Origin of the sequence: Methylobacterium dankookense, assembly GCF_902141855.1 — a bacterium.
Classification (GTDB): Bacteria; Pseudomonadota; Alphaproteobacteria; order Rhizobiales; family Beijerinckiaceae; genus Methylobacterium; species Methylobacterium dankookense.
Genome location: NZ_CABFVH010000002.1, coordinates 179,583 through 191,940, shown reverse-complemented (window position 1 = coordinate 191,940; position 12,358 = coordinate 179,583). Strand labels below are relative to the sequence as shown.

Annotated in this window: 12 protein-coding genes; 10 read left to right on the top strand and 2 right to left on the bottom strand. The window is 70.4% G+C overall.

Annotated features, from left to right (window positions below; translation table 11 throughout):
* Positions 1-300: 300 nt before the first annotated feature.
* The 4 genes from serS to MTDSW087_RS03015 all read left to right on the top strand — a co-directional run bounded on the left by serS (position 301) and on the right by MTDSW087_RS03015 (position 4,699).
* Entirely contained in the window at positions 301-1,587 is a 1,287-nt protein-coding gene (serS, locus tag MTDSW087_RS03030; RefSeq protein WP_144760012.1) for a serine--tRNA ligase, read from the top strand.
* Positions 1,587-2,351 (top strand): 5'/3'-nucleotidase SurE, encoded by a 765-nt coding sequence (surE, locus tag MTDSW087_RS03025; RefSeq protein ID WP_144760009.1) that lies wholly within the window; start codon positions 1,587-1,589, stop codon positions 2,349-2,351. Before serS ends, surE begins: the two co-directional genes overlap by 1 nt.
* A gap of 4 nt (positions 2,352-2,355) precedes the next feature.
* Complete coding sequence (locus MTDSW087_RS03020) at positions 2,356-3,009, top strand: protein-L-isoaspartate O-methyltransferase family protein (RefSeq protein ID WP_144760006.1); 654 nt, start codon at positions 2,356-2,358, stop codon at positions 3,007-3,009.
* A gap of 196 nt (positions 3,010-3,205) precedes the next feature.
* Positions 3,206-4,699 carry a peptidoglycan DD-metalloendopeptidase family protein gene (locus MTDSW087_RS03015; RefSeq protein WP_144760004.1) on the top strand — a complete coding sequence of 498 codons (1,494 nt, stop codon included), beginning with the start codon at positions 3,206-3,208 and terminating at the stop codon, positions 4,697-4,699.
* A 59-nt stretch (positions 4,700-4,758) separates the two neighbouring features.
* Here the strand turns inward: MTDSW087_RS03015 and MTDSW087_RS03010 are convergent, their stop codons facing one another.
* The gene (locus MTDSW087_RS03010; protein WP_144760001.1) at positions 4,759-5,628 is read right to left on the bottom strand and encodes an ATP-binding protein; all 870 of its coding nucleotides are present in this window, start codon (positions 5,626-5,628) and stop codon (positions 4,759-4,761) included.
* A 232-nt stretch (positions 5,629-5,860) separates the two neighbouring features.
* On the opposite strand from MTDSW087_RS03010, the gene yajC reads away from it, so the two are divergent.
* From yajC to MTDSW087_RS02980, 6 genes are all read left to right on the top strand, one after another.
* Positions 5,861-6,193: a preprotein translocase subunit YajC gene (gene yajC / locus MTDSW087_RS03005; RefSeq protein ID WP_144759998.1), complete on the top strand. Its 333-nt coding sequence runs from the start codon at positions 5,861-5,863 to the stop codon at positions 6,191-6,193.
* A 65-nt stretch (positions 6,194-6,258) separates the two neighbouring features.
* Entirely contained in the window at positions 6,259-7,866 is a 1,608-nt protein-coding gene (secD, locus tag MTDSW087_RS03000; protein ID WP_144759995.1) for a protein translocase subunit SecD, read from the top strand.
* A 44-nt stretch (positions 7,867-7,910) separates the two neighbouring features.
* The gene (gene secF / locus MTDSW087_RS02995) at positions 7,911-8,855 is read left to right on the top strand and encodes a protein translocase subunit SecF (protein ID WP_144759992.1); all 945 of its coding nucleotides are present in this window, start codon (positions 7,911-7,913) and stop codon (positions 8,853-8,855) included.
* Positions 8,856-8,865: 10 nt separating this feature from the next.
* Entirely contained in the window at positions 8,866-9,246 is a 381-nt protein-coding gene (locus tag MTDSW087_RS02990; RefSeq protein WP_238178913.1) for an Mth938-like domain-containing protein, read from the top strand.
* Entirely contained in the window at positions 9,243-10,121 is an 879-nt protein-coding gene (locus tag MTDSW087_RS02985; RefSeq protein ID WP_144759989.1) for a phytoene/squalene synthase family protein, read from the top strand. Before MTDSW087_RS02990 ends, MTDSW087_RS02985 begins: the two co-directional genes overlap by 4 nt.
* Before the next feature lie 328 nt (positions 10,122-10,449).
* Positions 10,450-10,743 carry a PbsX family transcriptional regulator gene (locus MTDSW087_RS02980; RefSeq protein WP_144759986.1) on the top strand — a complete coding sequence of 98 codons (294 nt, stop codon included), beginning with the start codon at positions 10,450-10,452 and terminating at the stop codon, positions 10,741-10,743.
* Between the two features lie 23 nt (positions 10,744-10,766).
* Here the strand turns inward: MTDSW087_RS02980 and MTDSW087_RS02975 are convergent, their stop codons facing one another.
* Positions 10,767-12,341: a putative bifunctional diguanylate cyclase/phosphodiesterase gene (locus MTDSW087_RS02975; protein ID WP_144759983.1), complete on the bottom strand. Its 1,575-nt coding sequence runs from the start codon at positions 12,339-12,341 to the stop codon at positions 10,767-10,769.
* Positions 12,342-12,358: the final 17 nt, after the last annotated feature.

The window sequence follows — 12,358 nt, the reverse complement described above, 5'->3', positions numbered from 1 at the left end:
GGATTGTCAAATGCGGCAGGGTTCGGCCTTGGGCATCGCGTCCTTCCTCCGCGGCCCCGGGATCGGGGAGGGCAGCGACGGCTCAGGATGGTTCGCGGGTCCCCTCTCCCGTTCGGGAGAGGGGGCCTGTCGCGGTTCCTGCGAAAGCCCGGAAGCCGAGCTCCCCATTCCCGACCCTCGCTGACGCGAGGGTCACCCTCTCCCGCAGAGGGGAGAGGGAGGGCGCGCCGCGCCCGCAAACCTTGTCGGCCCGGCCGTCATGCTGCAAAGCGGGCGCGGACACGTCCCGAGCCTGAAGCCATGCACGACATCCGCGCCATCCGCGAGAACCCGGCCGCGTTCGACCGCGACCTCGAACGCCGCGGTCTCGCGCCCCTCTCCGCCGAGCTGATCGCGCTGGACGACGCGCGCAAGGCCGCGATCTCGGCCGCGCAGGCGAACCAGGAGCGGCGCAACGCGCTCGCCAAGGAGATCGGCGGCGCCAAGAAGGCGAAGGACGAGGCCCGCGCCACCGAACTCATGGCCGAAGTCGCCCGCCTGAAGGACGAGGCGCCGGGGCTCGACGCGGCGCAGGGGGAGGCCGGCAAGGTCCTCGACGAGCGCCTCGCCGCGATCCCGAACCGGCCGAAGGACGATGTGCCGGAAGGCGCCGACGAGCACGGCAACGTGGAGTACCGCCGCTTCGACGCGAGCCGCGAGCGCCTGACCGCCGGGCGCCAGCATTTCGAGCTCGGCGAGGCCACTGGGCTGATGGATTTCGAGGCGGCGGCCAAGCTCTCCGGCTCGCGCTTCGTGGTGCTCAAAGGTCAGCTCGCGCGGCTGGAACGGGCACTCGGCCAGTTCATGCTCGATCTGCACACGCAGGAGCACGGCTATATGGAAGTGGTGCCCCCGGTCCTCGTGCGCGACGACGCGATGTTCGGCACGGCCCAGTTGCCAAAGTTCCGCGACGACCAGTTCGCGGCGGGCGACGGCTTCTGGCTCATCCCCACCGCCGAGGTCCCGCTCACCAACCTCGTGCGCGAGTCGATCCTCACCGAGGACGAGCTGCCGCTCCGCTTCACTGCGCTGACCCCCTGCTTCCGCGCCGAGGCTGGCGCGGCGGGGCGCGACACCCGCGGCATGCTGCGCCAGCACCAGTTCAACAAGGTCGAGCTGGTCTCGATCACCGCGCCCGAGAAGTCGGAGGAGGAGCACGAGCGCATGCTCGCCTGCGCCGAGGCGGTGCTGAAGAAGCTCGACCTCACCTATCGGGTGATGACCCTCTGCACCGGCGACATGGGCTTCGCCTCGCGCAAGACCTACGACATCGAGGTCTGGGTGCCGGGCCAGGAGACCTATCGCGAGATCTCGTCCTGCTCGGTCTGCGGCGATTTCCAGGCGCGGCGGATGAACGCACGCTACCGCCCCAAGGAGGGCAAGGGCGTGCATTACGTCCACACTCTCAACGGCTCGGGCGTCGCGGTCGGCCGCGCGCTCATCGCCGTGATGGAGAACTACCAGAACCCGGACGGCAGCGTCACGATCCCGTCCGTCCTCCAGCCCTATATGGGCGGCCTGAACCGGATCGAGGGGCCTGCCAGCTGATGCGCATTCTCGTCACCAACGACGACGGCATCCACGCGCCGGGCCTCGCCATCCTGGAGGAGATCGCCCGCGAGATCTCGGACGACGTCTGGGTGGTGGCGCCGGAGAGCGACCAGTCCGGCGTGTCGCACTCGCTCTCGCTGAACGATCCGCTTCGCCTGCGCCAGGCCTCCGAGACGCGCTTCGCCATCAAGGGCACGCCCTCGGACTGCGTGATCATGGGCGTGCGCCACATCCTCGGCGACCATCCGCCGGACCTCGTCCTGTCGGGGGTCAACCGCGGCCAGAACGTCGCGGAGGACGTGACCTATTCCGGCACCATCGCGGCGGCGATGGAGGGCACCATCCTCGGGGTGAAGTCGATCGCCATGAGCCAGGCCTACGGGCCGGGCGGGCGCGGCAACGTCCGCTGGCACTGCGCCCGCACGCACGGGGCGACGGTGGTGCGAAAGATCCTCGATGTCGGCTTCGATCCCGGCATCCTCGTCAACGTGAACTTCCCCGATTGCGAGCCGGAGGACGTCGCCGGCATCGCAGTGGCGGCCCAGGGGCAGCGCAACCAGGCGCTGCTCGCCATCGACGCGCGCACGGACGGGCGCGGCAACCCCTATTTCTGGCTGGCCTTCGCCAAGGCGCGGTTCGAGCCGGGCAACGGCTCCGACCTCAAGGCCATCGCCGAGAAGCGGATCTCGGTGACCCCCCTGCGCCTCGACCTCACCGACGAGCCGACGCTGACCCGCTTCGCCCAGGCCTTCGCCGGCTGAGCGCGTGGAGGCATCGGAGCCGGGAGCCGGGGAGGGCGACGCGCAGGCGGTGGAGAACGCCGCCTTCGTGCTGGCCCTGCGCGGTCGGGGCCTGCGCGACACCGCCCTGCTGCGCGCCTTCGAGCGGGTGCCGCGCGCCCGCTTCGCGCTGCCCGAGCACCGGGATCTCGCCCGGCGGGACATCGCCCTGCCGCTGCCCTGCGGCGCGGCGATGACGGCGCCGGCCACGGTCGCGGCCATGCTGGCGCTGCTGCGCCTCGCGCCGGGCCAGAGCGTGCTGGAGATCGGCACCGGCTCCGGCTACGTCACCGCCCTCATGGCCGATCTCGGCGCCGCGGTGACCAGCCTGGAGCGCTACGCCGCGCTCGTCGGCCATGCGCGCGCGCGGCTCGGGAGCGCCGGCCCGCGCGTGCTGCATGCGGACGGCCTCGCGCCGGTGGAGGGCAGCTACGACCGCATCCTCGTCCACGGCAGCGTGCCGGCGCTGAAGCCGCACTGGCTCGCGGCGCTGAAGCCGGGTGGGCGCCTCGTCACCGGGCTCGCGGAAGCCGAGGGCGGCTGCCGGCTCGCCGCCTATCTGCGCGACACCGATGGCTGCGACGCCGGCCCCCCGGCGCGCCTCGCCGCCCTGGTCCCGGGGCGCTCGCTCGCCACCTGATACCCGATCCGATGAATCGCTTCGCTCGTGAGCGGGTCTCTCCTCCCTGCAAGGAGGAGGGGACAGGCGCGCGCGGCAGGCGGGGCCGCCCGAAAGGTTCCGCGGGACGGCCGAACGTGGTTTACGAGAACACTTGTTTAACCTGAATCCGGTTTGAATGGTCGCATCAAGTTGCGTCAGGCAAACGGGTGCGTCGATGCGGGGTCGCGGTGCGGGACTGGGGGTTCGGGCGCTGTCGCGCGTCGCCCTCATCGGGATCATAGGCGGCGGCACCGCCGCCTGCTCGTCCGACACGATGCGGTTCGGCGAGCCCTTCAGCAATCCGTTCGCCTCGAACCATGCGAGCGAGCCCGCGGCCACCGGCAGCCTGCCGGACGGCGACCTGCCGCCCGCGCCCGCGTTGCGCACCGGCCGGATCCAGTCCGAGGCGCTCGGCGCGCCGTCCGCGCCGATCACCCCGCGCGCCGCCCCGGTGGCGAGCGCGCATGGGCCGGCCGCCCCGGCGCCCACCCGCGTCGCCTCGACGGGCGCCGCCGGCTGGAGCACCAACGGCGGCACCACGATCACCGTCTCCCAGAACGACAGCCTGAACCAGATGTCGACCCGCTTCGGCGTGCCGGCCTCGGCGATCCTCCAGGCCAACGGCCTGACGAGCGCCAGCCAGGTCACCCCCGGCCGCCAGCTCGTGATCCCCGTCTACAACGCGTCGGGCATGAACCCGTCCGCGTCGCCCGCCCCGATGTCCGCCCGCGCCGTGCCGGCCGCCCCGTCCGAGCGCGTGAAGGCCGCCGAGGCCAAGCGCCAGGACGACGCCCGGCGCCAGGAGGAGGCCGCCAAGGACTCCGCGAAGAAGGCGGCGGAGGCCAAGCGCGAGAAGGAGGCCGAGGCGCGCCGCCTCGCCGAGAAGCAGGCCGAAAAGCAGGCTGAGGAGAAGGCCCGCAAGGAGGCCGCCCTGAAGGAGGCCGACAAGAAGAAGCACCTCCGCCCAGGCCAGACCGCCAAGGCCGACGCTAAGCCCGATCCGAAGGTGGATGCCAAGGCCGAGGCGAAGGCCCGGGCCGAGGCCGAGGCCAAGCTCGCCAAGGCCGAGGCCGCCAAGGAGGCCGCGAAGAAGCTCGCCGAGGCCAAGGCCGCCAAGGCCAATGCCGAGAAGGCCGCGAGCGCCGAGAAATCCGCCAAGACCACGGCCGAGAAGACCGCCGAGAAGGTCGCGGCGGAGAAGAAGGCCGAGGCCAAGCCCGAGAAGGTCGCCGCCAAGGCTCCGGAGAAGCCCGAGCCCGCCAGCACCGGCTCGGTCGCGGCCGCAGCGCCCGCCGCCGCGGACCAGAACTTCCGCTGGCCGGCCAAGGGCCGCGTGATCTCGGGCTACGGCACCTCGGGCAACGAGGGCATCAACATCGCGGTGCCCGAAGGCACGGCGGTGAAGGCCGCCGAGGACGGCACGGTCGCCTATGCCGGCTCCGACGTGAAGGGCTACGGCAAGCTCGTTCTGGTGCGGCACTCGAACGGCTACGTCTCGGCCTACGCCCATAACGGCGAGATCGACGTGAAGCCCGGCGAGAAGGTGAAGCGCGGCCAGACGATCGCTAAGTCCGGCGCCTCGGGCAACGTGACCTCGCCGCAGCTCCACTTCGAGATCCGCAAGGGCGGCGCGCCGGTCGACCCGATGAGCCAGCTCGCCAGCAACTGAGTATTGCGGACGTGATCGAGGACGGCGGCCCGCGAGGGCCGCCGTTCGCGTTTGCGGCCTCAGCCGAGCGTCTGCCCGAGCCGTCCGGCGAGGTCCTGGATGAACTGGAAGGCGGTGCGGCCCGAGCGCGAGCCGCGCGTGGTCGCCCATTCCAGCGCCTCGGCGCGCAGGCGCTCCGGCTCCACGGCGAGCTTGTGGTGGTCCACATAGGCGCGGATCATGGCGAGGTACTCGTCCTGGCTGCACTTGTGGAAGCCGAGCCAGAGGCCGAACCGGTCGGACAGGGAGACCTTCTCCTCCACCGCCTCGCCGGGATTGATCGCGGTGGAGCGCTCGTTCTCCACCATCTCGCGGGCGAGCAGGTGGCGCCGGTTCGAGGTCGCGTAGAACAGCACGTTGGCGGGGCGCCCCTCGATGCCGCCGTCCAGCGCCGTCTTCAGCGACTTGTACGAGGTGTCGTCCGCGTCGAAGGAGAGGTCGTCGCAGAACACGATCCAGCGGTGCGGGTCGGGCCGGAGCAGGGCCATCAGGTCGGGCAGGGCCTCGATGTCCTCGCGGTGGATCTCGACGAGCTTCATCGGCAGCGCGCCCGCGGACCGCTTCGCGTTGACCTCGGCCTGCACCGCCTTGACGAGGGAGGACTTGCCCATGCCGCGCGCGCCCCAGAGCAGGGCGTTGTTGGCGGGCAGGCCCTTCGCGAAACGCTCCGTATTCTCGCTCAGGATGTCGCGGTTGCGGTCGATCCCGGTGAGCAGGCCCATCTCGACGCGGTTCACCTGCGGCACCGGCTGCAGCCGTCTGTCCGGCCCCCACACGAAGGCATCGGCCTGCGTCACGTCGGTGGGCGTGCGCTCGCGCGGGGCCGCGCGCTCCAGCGCCGTGGCGATGCGCTCCAGGAGCGGCAGGAGGGTATCGAGGGTTGTGGTCATGGGACGCGCTTGAGCCGGGTGGCGGATCGGGGACGATCCGGCGCTTACACCCGGCGCGCCACCGGGATCCAGGGCGAAGGCGTACCGGCCGGGGCGGGCGGGCGTGGACGCGGCGTCGCGGAGCCCAGGCCGCCGTTGCTTTCGGGTCGTCCCTGGCTATAGTCCGCGCGCTTTTCGAGGGGACCGGCGCCGCGAGCCAGCGCGCCGGCCTTCGCTTTTTGAGGAGATGCGCTTGATCACCCCCGCCTTCGCGCAAGGGGCCGCCGCCGCAGGCGGTGCGGAGATCGCCTTGCAGGTGGTTCCGTTCGTCCTCATCTTCGTGATCATGTATTTCCTGATCCTGCGACCCCAGCAGAAGCGGGTCAAGGATCACCAGGCCCTGATCAAGAACGTGCGCCGCGACGACACCATCGTCACCACCGGCGGGCTGATCGGTCGCGTGACGAAGGTGCAGGACGACGCCTCCGAGATCGAGGTGGAGATCGCGCCGAACGTGCGGGTGCGCGTCGTCCGCGCCATGATCTCCGAGGTCCGCGTCAAGGGCGGCCCGGTCAAGGCCGCCTGACGCGATAGTCCCGCGCGACGCCCGCCCCTCGCGGCGGGCCTTGAGACAACAAGAGACGACGGCGGATGTTGCGCTTTTCCCGTTCGAAGATCATCGCGACGCTCGCCGTCATCCTGATCGGCCTCAGCCTGGCCGTGCCGAGCTTCTTCCCGGCCGACAGCCGGAAGTCGTTCATGGCCTCGCTGCCCTCGTGGTTCCCGAGCTGGATCGTGCCGACGCGCGCCATCGTGCTCGGCCTCGACCTCCAGGGCGGCTCGCAGCTCCTGCTCGAAGTCGACCAGAACGAGCTCGTCGCCTCGCAGGCGAAGGGCCTGCGCGACGATGTGCGCCGCATCCTGCAGCAGGAGAGCGTCCGCGCCGACGGCGGCATCGCCCTCCAGCCCCGCGGCGTGCAGGTCCGCATCGCCGATGCGAGCGCCCGCGCCAAGGTGATGCCGAAGCTGCGGGAGCTTGCGCAGCCGATCTCCAACGCGCTGGTCGGCCAGACCGGCGCCCGCACCCTCGACATCACCGAGCAGCCGGACGGGCTGATCCGCCTGACGCTCACCGATGCCGGCATCACCGACCGCACCCGCCGCGCGGTGAGCCAGGGCATCGAGGTCATCCGCCGCCGTCTCGACTCCACCGGCACCACCGAGCCCTCGATCCAGCAGCAGGGCTCCGACCGCATCCTCGTCCAGGTGCCGGGTGAGCAGAATCCGGAGCGGCTGGAGAAGCTGCTCGGCTCCACCGCCAAGCTCGAATTCCGCATGCTGTCGGATTCGGCCTCCGGCGACGTCGACCTGCTGCCCTCCCGCGACGAGAAGGGCGCCAAGGTGCCCGTCGAGCGCCGCATCATGGCCGATGGCGGCGACCTCACCGACGCGCAGCCCGCCTTCGATCAGCAGTCCCACGAGCCGATGGTGAGCTTCAAGTTCAACCTGAAGGGCGCGCAGCGCTTCGGGCAGGCCACCGCCGAGAACGTCGGCCGCCGCATGGCGATCGTGCTCGACAACGAGGTGGTCTCGGCCCCGGTGATCCGCACCGCGATCACCGGCGGCTCCGGCCAGATCACCGGCAACTTCTCGGTGCAGCAGGCCAACGACCTCTCGGTGCTGCTGCGCGCCGGCGCGCTGCCCGCGAAGTTCACGGTGGTGGAGCGCCGCGTCGTCGGCCCCGGCCTCGGCCGCGACTCCATCGAGGCGGGCAAGATGGCGACCCTGGTGGCCGCCGCCCTCGTCATCGCCTTCATGTTCGCGACCTACGGCACCTTCGGCTTCATCGCGAACATCGCCCTCATCGTGCATGTGGGCCTGATCCTCGGCCTGATGTCGGTGCTGGAGGCGACGATGACCTTGCCCGGCATCGCCGGCATCGTGCTCACCATCGGCACCGCGGTCGATTCGAACGTGCTGATCTACGAGCGCATGCGCGAGGAAGCCCGCGCCGGACGCTCGCTGATCTCGGCGCTCCAGGCCGGCTTCGACCGGGCGTTCGCCACCATCATCGACTCGAACTCGACCATGGCGATCGCCGCCCTGATCCTGTTCTTCCTCGGCTCCGGCCCGGTGAAGGGCTTCGCCGTGGTGTTCATCCTCGGCATCCTGACGACCGTCATCACCGCCGTGACGCTGACCCGGATGATGATCGCCGTCTGGTACAATACCTTCCGGCCCAAGGCCCTGCCGTTCTGACCCTTTAACTGGGGAGCCCGACCTTCCCGAGCACGAGACCGACCATGCGCCTGCTCCGCCTCTGGCCCGACGAGTCGCACTTCGACTTCATGCGCTACCGGCGCTTCAGCTTCCCGCTGTCGGCGATCCTGTCGGTCGCGACCGTGGTGCTGTTCGTCACGATCGGGCTCAACTTCGGCATCGACTTCAAGGGCGGCACCCTGGTCGAGTTGCAGGCGAAGTCGGGCAAGGCGGATGTCGCCGCGGTGCGCCACACGGCCAACGGCTTCGGTTTCGGCGAGTCTGAGGTGCAGGAGCTCGGCGGCGAGGGCCAGATCCTCGTGCGCTTCCCGCTCCAGCCCGGCGAGCAGGGCCAGACGGCGGTGATGAACAAGGCGCATGCCGCCTTCGACGCCGATTACGACTTCCGACGCACGGAGACGGTGGGCCCGCGCGTCTCGGGTGAGCTGGTCCAGTCCGGCACGCTCGGCGTCGTGCTCTCGGTGGTGGCGGTGCTGCTCTACCTGTGGTTCCGCTTCGAGCGGGAGCTGGCGCTCGGCGCCATCGTCGGCACGCTGCACGACATCGTGCTGACGGTGGGGATCTTCATCATCAGCCGGATCGAGTTCAACATGACCTCGATCGCGGCGATCCTCACCATCGTCGGCTACTCGCTCAACGAGACGGTGGTGGTGTTCGACCGGACCCGCGAGCTGATGCGCCGCTACAAGACCATCCCGACCGTGGAGCTGCTCAACCTGTCGATCAACTCGACCATGTCGCGCACGGTGATGACCTCGATCTCCACCGCCCTGTCGCTGCTGGCGCTGGTGCTGTTCGGCGGCGAGGCGATCAAGGGCTTCGCCGTGGTGATGCTCTGCGGCGTCGTCATCTGCACCTACTCGGCGATCTTTGTCTCGACCCCGGTGCTGATCTATCTCGGCCTGATGCTGTCCGGGGTGAAGCGCGCCCAGGAGGGCCGCGGCGGGCTGCCCCAGGCCGCGGAGTAGGGGGGGCTTCGTGGCGGGGTTCGAAGCCGGCTTCCTGCCGGGGCGCTGGCCGATCGACGCCTACGGCAATGGCGGCTTCCGTTTCGCGGACATGTCGCACCGCGGCTCGATCCTGGTCCTGCCCTCCGGCATCCGCGCCTGGGACGTCGCCGACCCGCGCGCCGTCGACCGTAACGCCCTGCGGCCGGTCCAGGCCGAGGCCGAGACGATCGACCTGCTCCTCGTCGGCACCGGGGCCGAGATCGCCGCGCTGCCGTTCGATCTGCGCGCCTGGCTCAAGGGCTTCGGCGTCGGGCTCGACGTGATGCAGACGGGGGCGGCAGCGCGCACCTACAACATCCTGGTGGCCGAGAACCGCAAGGTCGCCGCTGCCCTGGTCGCGGTGGCATGACCGACCGGATCAGCGAGGAGGCCGCGGCGGCCGGTCTCGACTTCGCCTTCCGGCACTGCGAGGCGCTGGTGCGCGAGGGCGACCCGGACCGCTATTTCGCGACGCTGTTCGCGCCGGCCGCCTACCGGCCGCACCTCTTCGCCCTCTACGCCTTCAGCCTCACCGTGGCGCGGGTGCGCGAGGCGGCCTCGAACCCGATGGCCGGCGAGATCCGCCTGCAATGGTGGCGCGACGCGCTCCAGGGCGAGGCCCGCGGCGACGTGAAGGCGAACCCCGTCGCAGCAGCGCTGGAGGACGCCATCGTCAAGCGCCGCCTCGGTCGCCAGCCCTTCGTGGACCTGATCGACGCCCGGGTCTTCGACCTCTACGACGACCCGATGCCGCGCCTGAACGATCTGGAGGGCTATTGCGGCGAGACCGCCTCCAGCCTGTTCCGTCTGGCGAGCCTCGTCCTCGGCGACGGGGCCGAGCCCGGCGGCGCGGCGGCGGCGGGCCATGCCGGCGTCGCCTATGGGATCACCGGCCTGCTGCGGGCGCTGCCCTGGCACGCGCGCTCGGGCCAGGTCTACCTGCCGGGCGACATCCTGCGCACGCACGGCGTCACCCGCGAGGACATCGTCACGGGCCGCGGCGGACCGGGCCTGCGCGGCGCCTGCGCGGACCTGCGCGCCATCGCCCGGCGCCATCTCGACGCCTGCACGGCGGCGCGCCCCACCATCGCGCCGGCCGCCCGCACCGCCTTCCTGCCGCTCGCCCTGGTGCCGGACTACCTCGCCCGGATGGACCAGGCCTCCTACGACCCGCTCAACAGCCCGGTCGAGATCCCGCGCTGGCGCCGCCTGTGGCGGCTGTGGCGGGCGGCCCGGGCCGCCTGAGCTTCTGATTGGTCGGCATCACCGGCCTCTCCCATCCTCCATCTCATCCTCAGGCGCCGGAGCGAAGTGTCGGCCTCGAAGGAGCCCTCCAGATAGCACGGCAATCCCTGGAGGCCTCCTTCGAGGGCCGCTGCCGCGGCCACCTCACGATGAGGTCGGGAAGGGATCGGTCGAGTTCCGGCGGATTGTTGAAATATTGATTGAGCAGGCCCTGAGACTTCACGGACCCGACCATCACGGACCGAAACCTCGCCCCTGTCCTGTCCAAACGTTACTTTCGTAGCGCTTCGAGCGCGGGATCAGGGATGGGGAGCCCGAACGATAGCCCATGCCGAGGATTGTGAAGGTGCGCATGCGGGAAGGCGCCCGCGTCATCAACCTGCGAAGTGCGTCGCTCGACGGAGTCGGCGCCGATGTCAGGACGTCACCGGCTCTGGAAGTCCGCGGCGGCGGGATTACTGCGACACCAGCACATGAGTCTCCTCCCGAGACCAGGCGGCGCTATACGCTTGCCGAGCTTCTGGACGGTGCGCAGCACCTGCCGGATCTCTACACTGAAGTGGCAGGTGCTTTGGATGCACCAGCCGCCAGCGACGAGATCGGCGCCGGCGTCGTTAGGTAGCGGATCCGATCAGCTGACCCGTCTCACGCCACCTTGCGCGGCGCGACCGATTCCATCCCGTGGTCGGATGGCGCCTGGAGGAGGGCGGTGAGCGCCTCCTTCGGCATCGGCGCGCCGAACAGGTAGCCCTGCCCGAAATCGCAGCCCTGGCCGGAGAGCCAGTCGACGCTGGCATCCGTCTCGATGCCTTCCGCCGTGGTCACGAGGCCGAGGCTGGCGGAGAGCTTGATGATCGCGTCCACGAGCTTCGCCCGCTCCTCGCTCATGGTGATGGTGTCGACGTAGGAGCGGTCGATCTTCAGCTTGTCGAACTTCAGCTCGCGCAGGTGGTAGAGGCTCGAATAGCCGGTGCCGAAATCGTCCAGGGCGATGCGCACGCCGAGATTCTGCAGCGAGGTGAGCGTGGTCCGGGCAGCCTCGAGATCCTGCACCAGGGCGGTCTCGGTGATCTCGACCTCCAGGCGTCGGGGCGAGAGCCCGGTCTCGGTGAGGATGCCGAGGATGCGCTCGCACAGCCAGCGGTCCTGGAACTGCTGGGGCGAGATGTTGATCGCGATCTGGAGGTCGCCCGGCCATTCGCGCGCATCGAGGCAGGCCTGGCGCAGCAGGCGGTAGCTGAGGTCCGAGATCATCCCGGTCTCCTCGGCGATGCCGATGAAGGCTGCGGGCGCCAGCAGGCCGCGGGTCGGGTGGCGCCAGCGGGCCAGCACCTCGACGCCGATCAGGGTCTTCTCCGGTAGCGACACGACGGGTTGGTAGAAGGGCTCGATCTCGCCGCGCTGGATCGCCTCGCGCAGCTCGATCTCGAGCTGCGCCCGGGCCTTCAGTTCCAGATCCATCGCGCTCTTGAAGACGCGGTAGGTGCCGCGGCCGTCCTTCTTGCCCTGGTACATAGCGAGGTCGGCGGCGTGGAGCACCGCGTCGGCATCCACCGTCTCCGCGGAGATCAGCGCGATGCCGATGGTCGCGCCGACCTTCAGCTCGTTGCCGTTCCACAGGACCGGCGCGCTGATCGCCGCGATGGCGGATTGGGCGAGGCGCACCAGCCCCTCGCTGCCGCCTTCGAGCGGCACCAGCACCGAGAACTCGTCGCCGCCGAGGCGGGCGGCGAGGCCCGTGGAGGGCGTCAGGCCGCGCAGGCGCTCGGCGACCGCGCAGAGCACCGCGTTGCCGGCAGCATGGCCATAGATGTCGTTGACCGGCTTGAACCGGTCGAGATCGACCAGCAGCACCGCATGGGCCGGAGTCTGCCCGGCCTCGGCGCGGCGGCGCTCGACGGATTCGAGGAACAGGCGCCGGTTGGCGAGCCCCGTGAGCACGTCGTGGCGGGCAATCGACTCGGCATGGCGGGCCGCTGCGTCCCGCTCGCGCAGGGCCGAGCGCAGCAGCAGCGACTTGCGCAGGCTCGCCACGAACATCGCGAAGCCCATGAGGGCGAGCAGCATGAACTGGTCGGACAGGCCGTAGCGCGTCACGAAGGCGTTGAGCTCCTCGAAGACGTGGAACTGCGCGCCGATGATCCAGAGGCAGGCCCCCGTCATCAGCAGGCAGAGCGCCTCGTAGAACTCGCCCTCGCCCCAACTGCCCCGCTTCGCCATCAAGCCGCTCCCAACCG